The sequence below is a fragment of the Streptomyces camponoticapitis genome (genome assembly GCF_014646115.1).
GTDB classification, from domain to species: Bacteria; Actinomycetota; Actinomycetes; order Streptomycetales; family Streptomycetaceae; genus Streptomyces; species Streptomyces camponoticapitis.
This window is the reverse complement of record NZ_BMMV01000022.1, coordinates 118,636-136,404: the sequence shown is the minus strand read 5'-3', so window position 1 is coordinate 136,404 and position 17,769 is coordinate 118,636. Positions and strand designations below refer to the sequence as shown.

The following is a 17,769-nucleotide window of genomic DNA, read 5'->3' as shown; positions in this document are numbered from 1 at the left end:
CCTGAGGGAGAATGGCCGGCGAGGTGATGACCGATGGCGGGGCGACCTGCTGAACCCGAAGTGATCTGGTCGCGTCCGGAGCGCGCCGCCCGTGGCCCCAGGCCGTCGCACACACGCGCGGAGATCGCGGCCGTCGCGGTACGGATCGCGGACGCCGACGGCATGGAGGCCGTCTCCATGCGCCGCGTGGCGGGGGAGCTGGGCTGCGGCACGATGTCGCTGTACAACTACGTGCCGCGCAAGGAGGACCTGTACGAGCTGATGGCCGACCTGGTCGCCGAGGAGCACGACCTGCCCGAGCGGCCCACCGGCGACTGGCGGGCCGATCTGACGGCCCTCGCCCACCGGGCGCGGGAGATCATGCGGCGCCATCCGTGGATGTCACGTCTCATGTCGGCGACCTACGGTTTCGGCCCGAACGCGATCAAGTACCTCGAATTCAGCCTCTGGTGCCTGGACCCGCTCGATCTCCCGTACGGCCGGAAGATGGAGCTGGTGGCCATGGTGAACGGCATCGTCACCACCTACGTCGCCAACGAGATCCAGACCGCCGAGCGCGCCCGGACCCTGCCCTGGCCGCCCGAGCGGGAGCACGAGATCCGTATGGCCTATCTGTCCCAGCAGATCTCCTCCGGGCAGTACCCCCGGCTGGCGGCGGCCTTCATGGAGGACTCGGGTCCGATCGACATGGAGGGGGTCTTCGACCGGGCGCTGAGCCGGGTGCTCGACGGGTTCGAGCAGGAGTGACATGCCGTCGGCAGCGGTCGACGCCCTTCAGATCAGGGCGAACTGGCCCTCCGGCCCCTCCTCGTGGTGGTCGAGCACCGACGCGGGCCGCCGGGCCGTGTCCGGTACCGGCAGCACGCCCTCGGCCCGCAACTCGTCGGTTCCGATCGCCGGACCTTCCGCCAGCGCCTCACCCAACTCCCGCTGCCGGGGCCGCAGTCCGGCCAGCAGCGCCAGGACGGTGATCAGCTCCAGCAGCTCCGAGGTCCACTCCTGCGGCCAGGCGCGCGGGCCGATCGCCTCCAGGGTGCCGGGCTCCGGCCGCTCCGCGCGGCGCTCGAACCAGAGCTCGATCATCCGTACGCCGCCGACCTGGAAGTCCCACGCCCCGGCCGGCACCGGTGAGATCCGGCCGTCACCCAGGTGGAGCGTCTCGTCCTCGGAGTCGTAACCGATCGTCGTGGGGCGGGCGGGGATCGCGGCGCGTACGTACGGGCGCCGGCCACCGGGCAGCCGGCGGCGCTCCCCGCCCCGGGCGCCGCGCAGTTGGACGCCCGTCAGCAGGGTGCCGAGCTCCGTGCCGGTGGTCCACAGGTCCGGGTCGGCGGTCAGCGGCACGACACAGCCGCGCGCCGAGGGCCGGGCCGCCGCGACCGCCCAGTCGAGCAACTGACGCGGGGTGACGTCGTGTCCGAGGCGTCTGCTCAGCGTCGCCAGGAGCCCGGGCGTCAGATTGGGTTCGACGCCACCCGGCCGCCGGTAGAGCGGCCGGATCCGGCCGGGCCGCCCGGCGGGGGAGCGGCCGTCCGGCAGCAGAGCGCTCACCAGCAGCGCCGGACCCTCGGCCCCGGGGACGAATCCCTGCTCCACGGCGAAGAGCTGACGCTCGTCGGCGACCCGCCACAGCTCCGGCCTGGCCGCGTCGATCAACCGGTGGTCGGGGATCAGATAACGCTCGTCGAACGGCCCGTGCCCCACCCGCAACGGCTCCGGGCACCGTCCGGACTCCCGCGCGAACCTCCCCGTGCCGGTGGGCTGCCCCGGCAGCGCGGCGACCGCGCTCCGTGGCGTACGCGACCGGGTCGGCCGGAACAGCGCCTCACGCTCGGCGCCCGTGGCCCGTATCAGCGCGTCCCAGCGCGCGGTGAGCGACGCGGCGTCGGGCGCCAGGATCCAGCCACGGCCGAGACGCAGCGGCGCCGCCGACCACGGCATGAGGTCGCTCAGCAGCGGGGCCGTCATACGGGCACACCCCTCCCCGGTCCGGTACGTGCCGTCGGCGAAAGCGTACCGACCGGGTCCGACGGCGGGTCCTCCCACCGGTCGGGGCGTGACCCGGCCGAGTGCCGGGTCAGTCCGTCTCCATGGTCACCGAGAAGGAGAAGCGGTCGCCCCGGTAGCGGATCCTGGCCACGTCCACGACCCGGCCGTCCGCGTCGTACGTGACACCCGTGTAGTGCAGGATCGGGCTGAGCAGCGGCACCTGGAGCAGGTCGGCCGTGGCCGGGTCGGCGAGTGTCGCCTCCACCGTGTCCGTGATCCGGCCGATCCGCACCCCCAGCACGTCGCGCAGGACCTTGGTCATCGGCCAGCGCTCCAGATCGCCGGGATCGAGCCGGTCCGCGATCTCCGTACGGAGCGCGTTCTCCGCCCAGTTGGTCGGCTCACCGCTCTCGCCGTCGCGGCGCAGCCGCCGGTAGAGGGCGACCTCCTCGACGCCGGGGAAGTACTCGGCCAGCTCGCCCGGCATCGGCTCCCGGCCGTGGCCGATCACCGTCGTCCGCTCGCCCGACTGCTGTGCCACGACCGCGTCGACGGAGCCCAGCAGCCGGCGGGGCGCACCGCGCCGCGCGCCGGGCTCGATGAAGGTGCCGCGCCTGCGGTGCCGGCTGATCAGGCCCTCCTGCTCCAGCTCCTTGAGGGCCTGACGCATCGTCAGCACACTGACGCCGTAGTGCCCCGCCAACTGCTCCTCCGTGGGAAGGCGCAGCGGGTCCTGCGGACGCCGGCCGAGTATGGAGGCGCGCAGCGACTGCGACACCTGGTACCAGAGCGGCAGTTTGCGGTTGAGGACCAGCGAATCGGGGGCGAATGCGGTCACGGCGGCTCCGAGTCGGGCGGATGGGACCGGGACCGGTCCGGGGCGGTCCGGTCCGGGGTCAGGGTCCCTCGATGGGGGCCGCTCCGGGCGTGGGCCTGAAATGGCGCTCCAGACCCTGCCACACCTCGTCGTAACCCGTCTGAAGGTGTCCGGCCGTCGCGGCCTGGGCGGTGGCGGTCACCGGCCAGCGCGTCTCGAACATGAAGGCGAGACCGTCGTCGATCCGCCGCGGCCGCAGCTCGGCGGCGCTGGCCCGGTCGAACGTCTCCCGGTCGGGGCCGTGCGCCGACATCATGTTGTGCAGCGACCCGCCGCCGGGCACGAACCCTTCCGCCTTGGCGTCGTACGCGCCCTCGATCAGGCCCATGTACTCGCTCATCACGTTGCGGTGGAAGTACGGCGGCCGGAAGGTGTTCTCGCCGACCAGCCAGCGCGGGGCGAAGACCACGAAGTCGACACCCGCCAGTCCCGGGGTGTCGGACGGCGAGGTCAGCACCGTGAAGATCGACGGATCGGGGTGGTCGTAGCTGATGGTGCCGATCACATTGAAACGGCGCAGGTCGTAGACGTACGGCAGATGGTTGCCGTGCCAGGCGACGACATCGAGCGGGGAGTGGTCGTACGTCGCCGTCCACAGGTTCCCGCAGAACTTGTTGACCACCTCGGTCGGGCGCTCGACGTCCTCGTAGGCGGCGACCGGGCAGAGGAAATCACGCGCGTTCGCCAGGCCGTTGGCGCCGATCGGGCCGAGGTCGGGGAGGACGAAGGGGCGGCCGTAGTTCTCGCAGACATAGCCGCGCGCCGTCTCGTCCAGCAGCTCGACCCGGAAGCGCACCCCGCGCGGGATCAGCGCGACCTCACCGGGGCGGGCGGCCAGCAGGCCGAACTCCGTGACGAACAGCAGCCCGCCGTGCTCGGGGACGATCAGCAGCTCGCCGTCGGAGTCGCTGAACACCCGGTCGGTCATGGGGGAGTTGGCGTGGTAGAGGTGCACGGCCATGCCGGTGCGCCGCGCGGCGTCGCCGTTGCCGCCCAGCGTCCAGAGGCCGGCCAGGAAGTCCGTGCCGGGCGCGGGGGCCGGCAGCGGGTTCCAGCGCAGCCGGTTGGGGTCGGGCACGGACTCGGTGAACGGCGCGCCGCGCAGCGCGCCGTTGTCGGTCCGGGTGAACGGCGGGTGCGCGGCGGACGGGCGGATCCGGTAGAGCCAGGAGCGGCGGTTGCGCGCGCGGGGCTCGGTGAAGGCGCTGCCGCTCAACTGCTCGGCGTACAGGCCGAGCGGGGCTCTCTGCGGCGAGTTGCGTCCGACGGGCAGGGCGCCCGAGACGGCCTCCGAGCTGTGCTCGTTGCCGAAGCCGGTGGCGTACGCCAGGCTCTCGGCCGTTTTCCTGGCCTGCTCGATGCCGCTCATCGTCGCTCCCGTGTCGCTCTTGGCGTATGGCCGCGTCCGCGTGCGTCCGCGCGTCTCTGCTCGCGTTCCATGAATCCTATGCATCACCGTAGGATTCCGTCGGTCGCGCGTCAACGGGGCAGGCCGCGTTGACCGAAAGAGGCGGCCGGGCGGAGCGAGACGCGGAGAGACGGCGCACGGAAACGGCGAACAGAAGTACGGTCGCGCCGTCTCGAAGAGCGGCCCCTCGCGAGGGAGACTCGAAGAGCCGCGGTCGCACGCGCCTGTCGCACGCGTCCGTCACCGCACAACTGCCACCGCACCTCTCGCCGAAGGGTGGGCCAGCCCGTGCACGGAGTCAGCGCCGACACCCACGACGGCCTCCGCAGGGTCCCCATGCAGCAGCGCAGCGCGGCGCGGCTCGCCCGGATCCTCGACGCCTGCGCCGAACTGCTGGACGAGACCGGCTACGAGGAGCTGTCCACCCGTGCCGTCGCCAACCGCGCGGGTGTGCCCATCGGCTCGGTGTACCGCTTCTTCGGAAACAAGCGCGCCATGACCGACGCGCTCGCCCGGCGCAACCTGGACAGGTACGCCGACCGCGTCGAGCGCCGGCTCGCGGCGATCCCGGCGGCCGACTGGCGGGCCGCGCTGGACGCGATCCTCGACGAGTACCTCGCCATGAAGCGCACGGTGCCCGGCTTCGGGCTGGTCGACTTCGGCACCAGGGTTCCGGCGGCCGCGCCCGGCCAGGTCTCGGCGCGGACCGCCGACGGCGAGCCGGTGCCCGACGCCAACCACCGTGTGGCGGACCGCCTGACCTCCCTGCTCGCCGCGCAGTTGCGCCGCGCGCCGGACGCCGGGCTCCGCCGGATGGTCCTGGTCGCCGTCGAGGCGGCGGACGCGCTGTTCCAACTCGCCTTCCGTACGGACGCGTCGGGCGATCCGGACATCATCACCGAGACGCGGGAGCTGGTCCGCGCGTATCTGGCACGCACCCTGGGCTGACCGCTGACCGCTGACCGCTGACCGCTGACCGCTGACCGCCGGCGACCGACCGCCGGCGACCGACCGCCGACGGAATCGGCGATCCTCCTCCTTCGTCCGTACCGGTCGGTATGCTCGGGTGCAGCCCGCGCGTCATCGCCGCCGTCCCTGGAGGACCCATGCCGCCCACCGGCCCCGCCCGCACCGCCCTGCGCGTCTGTCCTCTCTGCGAGGCCACCTGCGGACTGACCCTCACCATCGAGGGGACCACGGTCACCGGAGCACGCGGCGACCGCGACGACGTCTTCAGCAAGGGCTTCATCTGCCCCAAGGGCGCCTCCTTCGGAGAGCTGGACGCCGACCCCGACCGGCTGCGCACCCCGCTGATCCGCGAGAACGGCGAGTTGAGGGAGGCCAGTTGGGACGAGGCGTTCGACATGGTCGCCGCCCGGCTGCGCCCGCTGATCGAGGAGCACGGAACGGCGGTCGTCGGCGCCGTCCTCGGCAACCCCAACGTGCACACCATGGCCGGCGTTCTCTATCCGCCCGTCCTGCTCGGCATGCTGCGCACCCCCAACCTCTTCACCGCCTCCACGCTCGACCAGATGCCCAAGCACGTCTCGTCCGGCCTGCTCTTCGGCGACGCCTTCGCCATCCCGGTGCCCGACCTGGACAACACCGGCCATCTCCTGCTCCTGGGCGCCAACCCGCTGGACTCCAACGGCAGTCTCTGCACCGCGCCCGACTTCCCCGGCAAACTCAAGGCGCTGCGCGGGCGCGGCGGCACCCTCACGGTCGTCGACCCGCGCCGTACCCGTACCGCGCGCCTCGCCGACCGGCACCTCGCGATCCGGCCGGGCACCGACGCGTTGCTGCTCGCCGCCCTCGTCCAGGTCCTCTTCGAGGAAGGGCTCACCGACCCCGGCGCGCTCACCGCCCATCTCGAAGGGCTCGACGAACTCCGCGCGGCGACAGAGGACTTCACGCCCGACGCCGTCGCCGCCGCCTGCGACCTGGACGCCGAGGAGATACGTACCCTCGCCCGCGAACTCGCCGCCGCCCCCACTGCCGCCGTCTACGGACGCATCGGAAGCTGCACCGTCGAGTACGGCACGCTCACCAGCTGGCTCGTCGACGTGCTCAACATCCTCACCGGCAACCTCGACCGGCCGGGCGGCGCGCTCTTCCCGCTCTCCGCCACCGACAACGCCCCCCGCCCGGCGGGCCCCGGCAGGGGATTCGCGCTCGGCCGCTGGGCCAGCAGGGTCGGCGGCCATCCGGAGGCCAAGGGCGAACTGCCCATCTCCGTCCTCGCGGAGGAGATCGAGACACCCGGCGACGGGCGGATCCGCGCGGTGATCGCCCTCGCCGCCAACCCCGTGCTCTCCGCGCCCGACGGCAGCCGCCTCGGCCGGGCGCTGGACAGCCTGGACTTCATGGTCAGCATCGACCCGTACCTCAACGAGACCTCACTCCACGCGGACGTCGTGCTGCCTCCGCCGCCGCCCTCCCGGAGCGCCCACTTCGACTTCGTCTTCAACGGCTTCGCCGTACGCAACCAGGTCCGCTACAGCCCGCCCGCCGTTCCGCTTGACGCCGGATCGATGGACGAGTGCGAGATCCTCGCGCGGCTTGCCCTCGCCCTGGGCGGGATGCACGGGGCCGACCCGTCGGCCGTCGACGACCAGGTGATCGAGGACACGCTCACGAAGGCCGTCGACGACCCGCTGTCCCCCGTCCACGGACGCGACCCGAAGGAACTCGCCGCCGCGCTCACCGGCGCCGGCGGCCCCGAGCGCCGGCTCGACCTGATGCTGCGCCTGGGCCCGTACGGGGACGGCTTCGGCGCCGACCCGGCCGGGCTCACCCTCGCCCTGCTCGCCGACCGGCCGCACGGCATCGACCTCGGGCCGCTGAAGCCCCGCATCCCCGGAATCCTCAAGACCCGCAGCGGACGCGTCGAACTGCTCCCCGCGCCGATCGCCGCCGATCTGCCCCGGCTGCGTGCCGCGCTCGCGGACGTACCGGCGTCCCTGGTGCTCGTCGGGCGCCGCCATCTGCGCTCCAACAACAGCTGGATGCACAACGTGCCGACGCTCAACGGCGGTTCGAACCGCTGCACCGTACAGGTCCATCCCGCCGACGCCGAACGGCTCGGTCTCGCGGACGGCGGACCGGCGCGTATCACCACCGAGGCGGGCGAGATCACGATCCCGGTGGAGATCACCGACACGGTCCGGGCCGGGGTCGTGAGCGTGCCGCACGGCTGGGGCCACGACCGTCCGGGCACCCGGATGGCGGTGGCCCACGCCCGGCCGGGCGTCAACGTCAACCAACTGCTCGACGGCAGCCGTCGCGACCCGCTGTCGGGGACGTCGGTGCTCAACGGCTTTCCCGTCGAGGTGGCCCCCGCCTGACCAGCACCCCTGTGTGACCTGGGGTTTTGCGCGTATTGCTCGCGCGTCAACATCTTGTTAACGCCAGGAAGCGGCACCTGACGTCATCCGCACCGCCGATCCGGGTGGGAGTTCAAGGGTGAACGTGAGGTACCCCATATGCTGACAATCCTCGGATTCGTCATGATCGCCACCTTCCTGGTGCTGATCATGACGAAGAAGATGTCGCCGATCGCCGCGCTCGTACTGATCCCCGCGCTCTTCTGCGTCCTGATCGGTCAGGGCGCCAAGCTGGGGGACTACGTCATCGAGTGCGCCCGCGCCTCTACTGGTTCAACGCCGGCCTCACCCTCGCCCTGCTCGCCGCGATGATCACGCAGCTCATGCCCATCCCGGTGCTCTTCCTGCTCGGCGCCGCCCTCGCCCTCACGGTCAACTTCCCCTCCATGACCGACCAGCGCGCCCGGATCGCCGCCCACGCCGACAATGTCCTGAATGTCTCCGGCATGGTCTTCGCGGCGGCCGTCTTCACCGGCGTCCTGACCGGCACAGGTATGGTCGAACACATGGCTGACTGGCTGGTGAGCGCCGTTCCGGAGGGCATGGGTCCGCACATGGGCCTCGTCACCGGGCTGCTCAGCCTGCCCCTCACCTACTTCATGTCGAACGACGGCTTCTACTTCGGTGTCCTGCCCGTCCTCGCCGAGGCCGGCGCGGCGCACGGGGTCTCCCCGCTGGAGGTGGCCCGCGCCTCGATCGTCGGCCAGCCCCTCCACATGTCGAGCCCTCTCGTCCCCGCCGTGTACGTCCTCGTCGGCATGGCCAGGGTCGAATTCGGCGACCACACGAAATTCACCGTCAAGTGGGCCGTCCTCACCTCACTGGTCGTGCTCGCGGCCGCGATACTCTTCGGCATCGTCTGATGCCGGTGGGAGACCGCCGCTGGCTGCTCCGACTCGTCATCGCCTTCGCCTTCTCCCAGGCGGCCGTGTCGATGGCACGGCCGGCCGTCTCCTACCGGGCCCTCGCACTCGGCGCCGACGAGCGCGCCGTCGGCGTCATCGCCGGGGTGTTCGCGCTGCTGCCGCTGTTCGCCGCCGTACCGCTGGGGCGCAGGACCGACCGGGGGCGGTGCGTCCCGCTCCTCGCCGTCGGCGCCGCGCTCATCGGTGTGGGCTGCGGCCTCAGCGGTACGGCGCGTTCACTCGCCGCGCTCGCCGCCTGGAGCGGAGTGATGGGCCTCGGCCATCTCTGCTTCGTCATCGGCGCGCAGTCCATCGTCGCGCGCCGCAGCGGCCCGGACGAACAGGACCGCAACTTCGGCCACTTCACCATCGGCGCCTCGCTCGGCCAGCTCGTCGGGCCGGTCGCCGCCGGGCTGCTGGTCTCCGGCCACGACGGTGCGATGGGGCGTACGAGCGCCCTCGCCCTCGTCGTCTCGGCGGGGGTCGCCGCCGTCTCCCTCACCTGTCTGCGCCGGATCGAGCCGCCGGTCGCACCGAACCCGCCCGCCGAACGGGGCGGGCCGGACCAGAAGTCCACGTCCGGCAAGGTGCCCGTACGGCGCATCCTGCGCACCCGTGGCGTCCCCAGCGGCATCCTCGTCAGCCTGGCCGTGCTGTCGGCGACCGACATCCTCACCGCCTATCTCCCGGTCGTCGGAGAGGACCGGGGCATCTCACCGACCACGATCGGTGTGCTGCTGAGCCTGCGGGCAGCCGCCGCGATCGCGTGCCGGCTGGTGATGACGCCGATGATCCACCGGTTGGGGCGCACGGCCCTGCTCACCGCCTCCTGTCTGCTCGGCGGGCTGCTCTGCGCCGGGATCGCGCTGCCCGTGCCGGTCTGGGGAATGGCCCTGATGCTCGTGGCGCTCGGTTTCTGCCTCGGTGTCGGTCAGCCGCTGTCGATGACCACCGTCGTCCGGGCGGCGCCCGCCGGGGCGCGCTCCACCGCGCTGGCGCTCAGGCTCACCGGCAACCGTCTCGGACAGGTCGCCGCCCCCGCGTCCGCCGGGCTCGTCGCCGGAGTCGCGGGTACGGGCGCGCCGTTCATGATGCTCGGTGTGCTGCTGGTGGGCGCGGCGGGTCTGGGCGTACGGAGCACGCCACGCGATCCTGCCCCGGCGTCACCCGCACTCGCCCCGGCGAAGGCCCGTGAGGAAGCGCCCGTACCCGCCGAAGAGTGCCGCGACCGTCGCTGAGGCCGGAGCGGGGCCGAGGCGGGGCGGGGATTGGGCCGCGCCGGGGCTGAACGAGACGCCCTACGACTCCTGTCCGGACCCCGCCCCCACCATCTGCCGTACCGCCCCCGCCGTGTATCGGCCCACGTGTCACCTGTGACGCCCCAGGTCATTCCCTGACCCCGAGTAGTCGGCTAACTTCAGGCGTCGCAGGCGCTCAACCTCACCTTCCGGGCGGAATCCACATGACTCGCGCCATCTCTCTGCACAGTGTCAGCAAGGTGTACGGACGGGCCACACGCGCCGTCGACCGGTTCTCCCTGGACATCGACCCCGGTGAGTTCGTGGTGCTGCTCGGCCCTTCGGGCTGCGGCAAGTCCACCGTGCTGCGCATGATCGCCGGCCTGGAGGACATCACCGAGGGGGAGTTGCTGCTCGACGGCGAGCGCTCCAACCACATGCCGCCCCGCGAGCGCGGCATGGCCATGGTGTTCCAGAACTTCGCGCTCTACCCGAGCATGACCAACCGCGACAACATCGGCTTCCCCCTCCGCCTGGAGAATCCCCGGCAGGACAGCTCGGAACGCGTCGAGGCCACCGCCCGGATGCTCGGCATCGAGAACGTCCTCGATCGCTACCCCAGCCAGCTCTCGGGCGGTGAACGCCAGCGTGTCGCGATGGGCCGCGCCATCTCGCGGCGTCCGTCGGCCTTCCTCATGGACGAGCCGCTGTCCAACCTGGACGCCAAGCTGCGCAACCATCTGCGGGCCGAGATAGCCCAGTTGACCGCCGACCTGGGGGTCACGACGGTCTATGTGACCCATGACCAGGCCGAGGCGATGTCGCTCGGCGACCGGGTCGCGGTGATGCGCGGCGGCGTGCTCCAGCAGGTCAGTTCACCCCGCGAGGTGTACGCGCTGCCGCGGAACGTCTTCGTCGCCGCCTTCATCGGCACCCCGCGTATCAATCTGCTCCAGGCGGTCGTCTACGCGCCCCTCCAGGGCCGGATGTCGATCGACCTCGGCCGGCAGCGTCTGCCGCTGCCCGAACCCCTCAGCCCCGACCACCAGTTGCTCCGGATCCAGCAGGGCCGGCAGATCATCGTCGGGCTGCGGTCCGAGGCGGCGCGCATCGCGCCCGCGAGCCAGGCGCGCCCCGGCGAGGTGGCGCTGAGCGGCATCGTCGAGCACATGGAGTACCAGGGGCACGAGGCGCTGGTGCATCTCAACACCGGTTCGCGGCCCGCCGTGGTGCCCGACCTCGAATCGCCCCGGCCGAGGACGGCCCCGCGCCGCCGCCGGGGCGGACCGGGGGTGCTGGAGCGGCTGAGGGAACGGGCCGCCGCGCATGTGCCCGGCCATGTGTCGGGGCCCGTCGTGGTCCTGGACGAACCGGAGGCGGACGCCTCGGCCACGTACACCCCGGACCGCCCGGCGATCACGGCGAGCGACCTCGTCGTGCGGACCGGGCCGGACATGCGCCTGCGTACGGGTGCGCAGGTGCCGCTCCTGGTCGACCTGGCGCACCTCTATGTCTTCGACCACTACGGGCGGCGGATCTGTCCCGCGCCCATGGACATGCCCGGCCTCGACATGTGACGACGGGCCGGGGCCTGGGGACGGGACGTCGCCGTCGGATGTGAGGTTCGGGACTCCCGGAGTCCCTGGCGCCGGAAAACTAACACCGCTAGTTTGGGTCCCGGCGACACCGGACCGCGGCCGCACGCGGCAGTCCCCCGGGAGGAACAGCGATGAAGGCACGGAGCAGCATGTACATCGGCGGCGAGTGGCGCCCCGCCGCCGGTACCGGGACCATCGCCGTCGTCAACCCGGCGACCGAGCAGGTCATCGCCGAGGTCCCGGCCGGCACCGCCGAGGACATCGACGCCGCCGTACGTGCCGCACGGGCCGCCTTCCCCGGCTGGGCGGCCACCCCGCCCGCCGAACGCGCGGCGCGCCTGGCGGCCCTGCGGGACGTGATGGCCGCCCGCAAGGACGAGACGGCCGAGACCGTCACCGCCGAACTGGGCTCGCCGGTGCGGCTGTCGAAGGCGGTGCACGCGTCGTCGCCGGTGGCCGTCGCCGGCTCGTACGCCGAACTCGCCGCCTCCTACGCCTTCGAGGAGCGGATCGGCAACTCGACGGTGCTGATGGAGCCGGTGGGTGTCGTCGGCGCGATCACCCCCTGGAACTACCCGCTGCACCAGATCGTCGCCAAGGTCGCCCCCGCGCTCGCCGCCGGCTGCGTGATCGTGGTCAAGCCCGCCGAGGACACCCCGCTGACCGCGCAGCTCTTCGCCGAGGCCGTCCGGGAGGCGGGGCTGCCCCCGGGCGTCGTCAACGTGGTCACCGGCATCGGCACGGTCGCCGGGCAGGCGCTCGCCGCGCACGAGGACGTCGACCTGGTCTCCTTCACCGGCTCCACCGCCGTGGGCCGCCGGATCGGCGCCACCGCCGGAGCCGCGGTCAAGCGGGTCGCACTGGAGCTGGGCGGGAAGTCGGCGAACGTCATCCTGCCGAGCGCCGATCACGCCAGGGCCGTCAAGGCCGGGGTCGCCAACGTGATGACCAACTCCGGTCAGACCTGCAGCGCGTGGACCCGCATGCTCGTCCACGCCGACCGCTACGACGAAGCCGTGGAGGCCGCCGTGGCGGCCGTCGCCCCGTACCGGCCGGGCGACCCGCGGGACGAACTGTGCCGTCTGGGCCCCGTCGTCAACGCCGCCCAGCACGCCCGGGTGCGCGGCTACATCGACAAGGGCGTCGCCGAAGGCGCCCGGCTGGTCGCGGGCGGGGCCCAACCACCGCACGACACCGGCTACTTCATCGCCCCGACCGTCTTCGCCGATGTCACCCCGGAGATGACGATCGCCCAGGAGGAGATCTTCGGCCCCGTGCTGTCCATCCTCAGGTACGAGGACGAGGACGACGCACTGCGGATCGCCAACGGCACCGTTTACGGCCTCGCCGGCGCGGTGTGGGCGGGCGAGGAGAGTGAGGCCGTCGCCTTCGCCCGGCGGATGGACACCGGCCAGGTCGACATCAACGGCGGCAGGTTCAACCCCCTCGCGCCCTTCGGGGGTTACAAGCAGTCGGGCGTCGGCCGGGAACTCGGCCGGCACGGACTCGCCGAGTACCTCCAGACCAAGTCCCTCCAGTTCTGAGCCGGGAGAGAAACCGATCGTGGTCCGCGCCGCCGTCCTGCCCGCCGTCGGAGCTCCGCTGGAGCTCACCGACATCGAACTCCCCGAGCCCGGCCCCGGCCGGGTGAGGATCCGCCTGGCCGCCGCCGGGGTCTGCCACTCCGACCTGTCCCTCAGCGACGGCACCATGAGGGTGCCGGTCCCCGCAGTCCTCGGCCACGAGGGCGCGGGCACCGTCCTGTCCGTCGGCGAGGGCGTCGGCCATGTCGCGCCGGGCGACGGTGTGGTCCTCAACTGGGCGCCGTCCTGCGGAGAGTGCCACCACTGCGGGCTCGGCGAAGTCTGGCTCTGCGCCTCGGCGTTGGCCGGCGCGGGCGCGATCCACGCCCGTGCGGCCGACGGGAGGGAACTCCATCCCGGCCTGAACGTCGCCACGTTCGCCGAGGAGACGGTCGTCGCCGCCAACTGCGTCCTGCCCGCCCCCGACGGCATCCCGCTGACCGACGCGGCGCTGCTCGGCTGCGCCGTCCTCACCGGATACGGCGCGGTGCACCACTCCGCGAAGGTGCGCGCGGGCGAGAGCGTCGTGGTCTTCGGCGTGGGCGGGGTCGGTCTGGCGGTGCTCCAGTCCGCCCGGATCGCCGGGGCGTCGACCATCGTCGCGGTCGATGTCTCCCCGGAAAAGGAGGAGTTGGCGCGGGCGGCCGGAGCCACGGACTATCTCGTCTCGTCCGCCACCACGGCCAAGGACGTCCGCAAGCTCACCGGAGGACGGGGGGCGGATGTCGCGGTCGAGTGCGTCGGCCGCGCCGTCACCATCCGTACGGCCTGGGAGTCCACCCGCCGGGGCGGCCGGACCACGGTCGTCGGCATCGGCGGCAAGGACCAGCAGGTCACGTTCAACGCGCTGGAGCTGTTCCACTGGGGCCGCACACTGTCCGGGTGCGTGTACGGCAACTGCGACCCCGTCCGCGATCTCCCTGCCATAGCCGAACACGTCCGGGCCGGGCGCCTTGACCTGGGCTCGCTGGTGACCGAGCGGATCGGTCTTGGCGGGATTCCGGCGGCTTTCGAGAACATGCTCGCCGGGCGCGGCGGCCGGGCCCTGATCGTCTTCTGAGAGCGCCGCGTCCGACAGCCGCCCCATTCCAGGAGCCCCAAGTCTCAGGCTTCCCGCGGCACTTGGCTCCGGCGCGGACGGGAGCGCGCCACCGCCACGCCCGCCAGGCAGAGCACACCGCCGGCGAGGGTGAGCGGCCCGGGTATCTCGTCCAGCAGCAGCCACGCCATCAGGACGACGATCGCCGGTACCGCGTACGTGGTGGCGCCCATCCGCGACGCGGTCGTACGGGCCAGGGCGTACGCCCAGGTCGTGAAGGCCAGCGCGGTCGGGAAGACGCCCAGATACACCATGTTGAGCGTCGCGGAGAGCGGCGCGTGCGCGGCGTCCCGCACGAGCTGCCAGCCGAAGGGCAGACAGCCGACCGCCCCGATCAGCGCGCCGTACGTCGTGACCTGCAACGGCGTCGCGTACGCCAGCGTGGGCTTCTGGGCGACGACCCCGCCCGCGTACGCCACCGCCGCCAGCAGGCAGAGGAGCACACCGAGTACGGAGGTGCTCCCGCCGCCGGCCATCGACAGACCGACGACCACGGCGCCGGCGAACGACACCGCCATGCCGGTGAGCAGTCGGGGCGCCAGATTCTCGCCCAGGAGACGGAAGGCGAGCAGCGCCATGAGCAGCGGCGCGATGTTCACGACGAGCGACGCGGTGCCCGCGTCGACAAGCTGCTCGCCCCAGTTGAGGACGACCGAGTAGCCGCCGAACCAGAGCAGTCCGGACACCGCGATGCCGGGCCAGGCGGCCCGTGGGGGCAGACCCTCACGGCGTATCAGCAGGATCGCGACCAGCACGAGTGAGCCGGTCAGCAGCCGTCCGAGCGCCAGCGCGCCGGGCGCGTACGCCTCGCCCGCGCTGCGGATGGAGACGAACGCCGACGCCCACAGGACGACGGTGACCCCGGCCGCAGCCAGGGCCAGCGGCTGCGCGCGGCCGGTGGCCGGAGTGGGCACACCGGGGGCGGCCGTCGATGCGGCCCGGCGCGCCTGGGCACGCGGAGGTGAGAATTTCGCCATGCGGGCGATGCTAAGCCCTTAACAGTTCGGCTGTCACCGAAGTATTGCCGCCTCGATCCCGAGAAGTTCGGCGAAGGCGTGCTCGCCGGTCGGTGTCACCCGCACCGCCCGCTCCGTACCGATGCGTACGCACCACTTCGATTCCAGGGCGAGCCGGCACAGACCCGCCCCCGCGACCCCGGCCAGATGGCGGCGGCGCTCCGTCCAGTCCAGGCACGAGCTGACCACCGGGCGCCGTCCGGCGCCCTCCAGCGCGATTCCCCGCTCGCGGAACCACCGCGTGCCCTCATCGGTGAGAGCGAAGCCCGCGTCCATCAGCAGCAGCCCGCGCCGTGCCAGGGCATCGGTGAGGGCCGCCCCGAGCCGGCCGGCGAAATGGTCGTAGCAGGTACGTCCGCGCGCCATGGCACCGCTCGCCCTCGACGCGCGCACGATGTGCGGGCTGTCGCGGCCCGGCATGACGTGCGCTGCCAGCGACTCGACCAGTTCGGCGGTGGTCGCGTCGGCCAGCCGTACGTAACGGTGGCGGCCCTGGCGCTCCTCGGTGACCAGCCGGGCGGCGATCAGCTTCCCGATGTGCTCGCTGGCGGTGGACGCGGCGACCCCCGCCTCCCGCGCCAGCTCGCCGGCCGTCCAGGCCCGCCCGTCCAGCAGGGACAGACAGAACACGGCGCGTGTCTCGTCGGCGAGCAGCGCGGCGAAGCCCGCGAGGAGCGAGCCGGGGGAGGCCGACGGGGCGGGAAGGCCGAAGGAGTCGCCGGAGGTGTTGGCGGGGGCGCTGGGGGTGGTGGTCTGCGGCATACCTCCAGGGTGCCTCAGATACGCTTCGGTGTGGCCCGAACTGTCTCGTACTGAGCGGCCAGCCCGTCGATCAGCGCCCTGAGCCCCGTCTCGAAGGCTCCTTCGTCCACCCGCTGCTGCCGCTCGGCCAGCAGATGGGCCTGGCCGAGGTGCGGATAGTCGGCGGGGTCGTACGCCGTCTCGTCGTCCACGAATCCCCGCGCGAACGAGCCGAGCGCCGATCCCGTGATGAAGTACCGCATCAGGGCCCCGATATGGGTGGCCTGGACCGGTGGCCACCCCGCCCTGACCATCGCGCCGAAGACCGTGTCCGCCACCCGCAGACCCGCCGGGCGGCGGCCCGGACCCTGGGCGAGTACGGGCACGATGTGCGGGTGCGCGGTGAGCGCGGCGCGGTAGGAGACGGCGTAGTCGTGCAGCGCGGTGCGCCAGTCCCGTACGTCGTCCGCGTCGAACATCGACAGGTCGACTTGCGCGCTGACGGAGTCCGCGACGGCGTCCAGGATCTCGTCCTTGTTGCGGAAGTGGTTGTAGAGGGACGGCCCGCTGACCCCCAGTTCGGCGGCCAGCCGGCGGGTGGAGACGGCCCCGAGCCCCTCGGCGTCCACGAGCGCGCTCGCGGTCGCGACGATGCGGTCTCTGCTGAGCAGCGGCTTGCGGGGTCGGGCCATGGCGCACATCGTATGGCTGTGGTCCGGTCCGGGGTGGGAGAGCGGTTCGGACGCAGACCTAAGCGCTTGCTCACCTTCGGGGTAGGGTGTGCGTTCTGCCGACCGGAAGGGGCGAGAGCGATGCGTACGGCGGAACGGACGGCCGACGGGGAGGGCATGCCGTGGGGTGAGGTCACCCCCGAGGCGGCCAGAAGGCTGCTCGTCGCCGCCGTGGAGGCATTCGCCGAACGCGGTTACCACGCCACCACCACCCGCGACATCGCGAGCCGCGCCGGCATGAGCCCGGCCGCCCTCTACATCCACTACAAGACAAAGGAAGAACTGCTCCACCGGATCAGCCGGATCGGCCACGACAAGGCCCTGAAGATCCTGACCGCCGCCGCGGACCGCGAGGGCACCGCGGCCGAACGGCTCACCGACGCGGTCCGCTCGTTCGTCGGCTGGCACGCGGCCCGCCACACCACGGCGCGTGTGGTCCAGTACGAACTCGACGCACTCGCCGACGAACACCGCGCCGAGATCGTCGAACTGCGCAGACGCAGCGACGCGACCGTGCGCCGGATCCTCCAGGACGGCGTGCGGGACGGGGAGTTCGACGTCCCCGACGTGCCGGGCACCACCCTGGCGGTGCTGTCGCTCTGCATCGACGTGGCGCGCTGGTTCAACGCGCAGGGGCGCCGGACGCCCGGCGAGGTCGGCACGCTCTACGCCGACCTCGTGCTCCGCATGGTGGTGGCGCGCGAGGGCCCGCCGCCGTCCGCCGGATCCGAAGGTCAGAAGTAGTAGCGGGAGACCGACTCCGCCACACACACCGGCTTCTCGGCGCCCTCGCGCTCCACCGTGACGAGGGCGGTGACCTGCACACCACCGCCCGCCTCGGCGACCTCCCTCAGCACGGCCGTCGCGCGCACCCGGGACCCCGCGGGCAGGGGAGAGGGGAAACGCACCTTGTTGGCGCCGTAGTTGATGCCCATCGTCACGTTCTCGACGGCCAGGATCTGCGGGAAGAGGACCGGCAGGAGCGACAGTGTCAGATAGCCGTGCGCGATGGTCGAGCCGAACGGTCCCTTCGCCGCCTGCTCCGGGTCCACATGGATCCACTGGTGGTCGCCGGTCGCCGCGGCGAACAGATCGATCCGCTCCTGGTCGACCTCCAGCCAGTCGCTGTGTCCCAACTGCTCGCCGACGGCCGCGTGCAGTTCCGCTGCGGAAGTGAAGATCCTCGGCTCAGCCATGTCTG

The 17,769-nt window shown here is 72.3% G+C and carries 16 protein-coding genes and 1 pseudogene; 10 read left to right on the top strand and 7 right to left on the bottom strand.

The window, feature by feature from the left end:
- Positions 1 to 33: 33 nt before the first annotated feature.
- Entirely contained in the window at positions 34 to 747 is a 714-nt protein-coding gene (locus IEY79_RS28365) for a TetR/AcrR family transcriptional regulator (protein ID WP_189110474.1), read from the top strand.
- A gap of 27 nt (positions 748 to 774) precedes the next feature.
- Here IEY79_RS28365 and IEY79_RS28360 read toward each other — a convergent pair whose 3' ends face one another.
- The 3 genes from IEY79_RS28360 to hmgA form a co-directional block, all read right to left on the bottom strand.
- Positions 775 to 1,968 (bottom strand): type ISP restriction/modification enzyme, encoded by a 1,194-nt coding sequence (locus IEY79_RS28360; RefSeq protein WP_189110473.1) that lies wholly within the window; start codon positions 1,966 to 1,968, stop codon positions 775 to 777.
- Positions 1,969 to 2,077: 109 nt separating this feature from the next.
- Positions 2,078 to 2,827 (bottom strand): GntR family transcriptional regulator, encoded by a 750-nt coding sequence (locus tag IEY79_RS28355; protein WP_189110472.1) that lies wholly within the window; start codon positions 2,825 to 2,827, stop codon positions 2,078 to 2,080.
- A 58-nt stretch (positions 2,828 to 2,885) separates the two neighbouring features.
- Complete coding sequence (hmgA, locus tag IEY79_RS28350) at positions 2,886 to 4,235, bottom strand: homogentisate 1,2-dioxygenase (RefSeq protein ID WP_189110471.1); 1,350 nt, start codon at positions 4,233 to 4,235, stop codon at positions 2,886 to 2,888.
- A 327-nt stretch (positions 4,236 to 4,562) separates the two neighbouring features.
- Between hmgA and IEY79_RS28345 the strand changes: the two genes are divergently transcribed.
- The 8 genes and pseudogenes from IEY79_RS28345 (at position 4,563) to IEY79_RS28310 (ending at position 14,041) form a co-directional block, all read left to right on the top strand.
- On the top strand, positions 4,563 to 5,222 hold the full coding sequence (locus tag IEY79_RS28345) for a TetR/AcrR family transcriptional regulator (RefSeq protein WP_373292639.1): 660 nt from the start codon (positions 4,563 to 4,565) through the stop codon (positions 5,220 to 5,222).
- Positions 5,223 to 5,380: 158 nt separating this feature from the next.
- On the top strand, positions 5,381 to 7,618 hold the full coding sequence (locus tag IEY79_RS28340; RefSeq protein WP_189110470.1) for a molybdopterin oxidoreductase family protein: 2,238 nt from the start codon (positions 5,381 to 5,383) through the stop codon (positions 7,616 to 7,618).
- A 138-nt stretch (positions 7,619 to 7,756) separates the two neighbouring features.
- The gene (locus IEY79_RS28335) at positions 7,757 to 7,969 is read left to right on the top strand and encodes a hypothetical protein (RefSeq protein WP_189110469.1); all 213 of its coding nucleotides are present in this window, start codon (positions 7,757 to 7,759) and stop codon (positions 7,967 to 7,969) included.
- Positions 7,900 to 8,520 (top strand): annotated as a pseudogene (locus IEY79_RS28330) (citrate:proton symporter); the annotation flags it as partial. The gene IEY79_RS28335 and the pseudogene IEY79_RS28330, both read left to right, overlap by 70 nt.
- On the top strand, positions 8,520 to 9,800 hold the full coding sequence (locus tag IEY79_RS28325; protein ID WP_189110468.1) for an MFS transporter: 1,281 nt from the start codon (positions 8,520 to 8,522) through the stop codon (positions 9,798 to 9,800). The pseudogene IEY79_RS28330 and the gene IEY79_RS28325, both read left to right, overlap by 1 nt.
- Before the next feature lie 224 nt (positions 9,801 to 10,024).
- The gene (locus IEY79_RS28320) at positions 10,025 to 11,377 is read left to right on the top strand and encodes an ABC transporter ATP-binding protein (protein WP_189110467.1); all 1,353 of its coding nucleotides are present in this window, start codon (positions 10,025 to 10,027) and stop codon (positions 11,375 to 11,377) included.
- Positions 11,378 to 11,529: 152 nt separating this feature from the next.
- Positions 11,530 to 12,942, top strand: coding sequence for an aldehyde dehydrogenase family protein (locus IEY79_RS28315; RefSeq protein WP_189110466.1), 1,413 nt, complete (start codon positions 11,530 to 11,532; stop codon positions 12,940 to 12,942).
- A 19-nt stretch (positions 12,943 to 12,961) separates the two neighbouring features.
- Positions 12,962 to 14,041, top strand: a complete 1,080-nt coding sequence (locus tag IEY79_RS28310) for a zinc-binding dehydrogenase (RefSeq protein ID WP_189110465.1) — start codon at positions 12,962 to 12,964, stop codon at positions 14,039 to 14,041.
- 44 nt (positions 14,042 to 14,085) lie between these two features.
- On the opposite strand, the gene IEY79_RS28305 is transcribed toward IEY79_RS28310, so the two are convergent.
- The 3 genes from IEY79_RS28305 to IEY79_RS28295 are packed head-to-tail and all read right to left on the bottom strand — an operon-like array spanning position 14,086 to position 16,529.
- Positions 14,086 to 15,057 carry a DMT family transporter gene (locus IEY79_RS28305; protein ID WP_189110464.1) on the bottom strand — a complete coding sequence of 324 codons (972 nt, stop codon included), beginning with the start codon at positions 15,055 to 15,057 and terminating at the stop codon, positions 14,086 to 14,088.
- A gap of 33 nt (positions 15,058 to 15,090) precedes the next feature.
- Positions 15,091 to 15,858 carry an ArsR/SmtB family transcription factor gene (locus tag IEY79_RS28300; protein WP_189110463.1) on the bottom strand — a complete coding sequence of 256 codons (768 nt, stop codon included), beginning with the start codon at positions 15,856 to 15,858 and terminating at the stop codon, positions 15,091 to 15,093.
- A 14-nt stretch (positions 15,859 to 15,872) separates the two neighbouring features.
- Positions 15,873 to 16,529 carry a TetR/AcrR family transcriptional regulator gene (locus tag IEY79_RS28295; RefSeq protein WP_189110462.1) on the bottom strand — a complete coding sequence of 219 codons (657 nt, stop codon included), beginning with the start codon at positions 16,527 to 16,529 and terminating at the stop codon, positions 15,873 to 15,875.
- A 120-nt stretch (positions 16,530 to 16,649) separates the two neighbouring features.
- On the opposite strand from IEY79_RS28295, the gene IEY79_RS28290 reads away from it, so the two are divergent.
- On the top strand, positions 16,650 to 17,312 hold the full coding sequence (locus IEY79_RS28290) for a TetR/AcrR family transcriptional regulator (RefSeq protein WP_189110461.1): 663 nt from the start codon (positions 16,650 to 16,652) through the stop codon (positions 17,310 to 17,312).
- Here IEY79_RS28290 and IEY79_RS28285 read toward each other — a convergent pair.
- The gene (locus tag IEY79_RS28285; protein ID WP_189110460.1) at positions 17,303 to 17,764 is read right to left on the bottom strand and encodes a MaoC family dehydratase; all 462 of its coding nucleotides are present in this window, start codon (positions 17,762 to 17,764) and stop codon (positions 17,303 to 17,305) included. The genes IEY79_RS28290 and IEY79_RS28285 overlap by 10 nt on opposite strands.
- Between the last annotated feature and the right edge of the window lie 5 nt (positions 17,765 to 17,769).

Excerpts from the sequence above, each read along its gene's own strand:
- IEY79_RS28365 (WP_189110474.1), top strand. The coding sequence starts at position 34 with ATGGCGGGGCGACCTGCTGAACCCGAAGTGATCTGGTCGCGTCCGGAG.
- IEY79_RS28360 (WP_189110473.1), bottom strand. The coding sequence starts at position 1,968 with ATGACGGCCCCGCTGCTGAGCGACCTCATGCCGTGGTCGGCGGCGCCG.
- hmgA (WP_189110471.1), bottom strand. The coding sequence starts at position 4,235 with ATGAGCGGCATCGAGCAGGCCAGGAAAACGGCCGAGAGCCTGGCGTAC.
- IEY79_RS28340 (WP_189110470.1), top strand. The coding sequence starts at position 5,381 with ATGCCGCCCACCGGCCCCGCCCGCACCGCCCTGCGCGTCTGTCCTCTC.
- IEY79_RS28335 (WP_189110469.1), top strand. The coding sequence starts at position 7,757 with ATGCTGACAATCCTCGGATTCGTCATGATCGCCACCTTCCTGGTGCTG.
- IEY79_RS28325 (WP_189110468.1), top strand. The coding sequence starts at position 8,520 with ATGCCGGTGGGAGACCGCCGCTGGCTGCTCCGACTCGTCATCGCCTTC.
- IEY79_RS28320 (WP_189110467.1), top strand. The coding sequence starts at position 10,025 with ATGACTCGCGCCATCTCTCTGCACAGTGTCAGCAAGGTGTACGGACGG.
- IEY79_RS28315 (WP_189110466.1), top strand. The coding sequence starts at position 11,530 with ATGAAGGCACGGAGCAGCATGTACATCGGCGGCGAGTGGCGCCCCGCC.
- IEY79_RS28305 (WP_189110464.1), bottom strand. The coding sequence starts at position 15,057 with ATGGCGAAATTCTCACCTCCGCGTGCCCAGGCGCGCCGGGCCGCATCG.
- IEY79_RS28300 (WP_189110463.1), bottom strand. The coding sequence starts at position 15,858 with ATGCCGCAGACCACCACCCCCAGCGCCCCCGCCAACACCTCCGGCGAC.
- IEY79_RS28295 (WP_189110462.1), bottom strand. The coding sequence starts at position 16,529 with ATGGCCCGACCCCGCAAGCCGCTGCTCAGCAGAGACCGCATCGTCGCG.
- IEY79_RS28290 (WP_189110461.1), top strand. The coding sequence starts at position 16,650 with ATGCGTACGGCGGAACGGACGGCCGACGGGGAGGGCATGCCGTGGGGT.
- IEY79_RS28285 (WP_189110460.1), bottom strand. The coding sequence starts at position 17,764 with ATGGCTGAGCCGAGGATCTTCACTTCCGCAGCGGAACTGCACGCGGCC.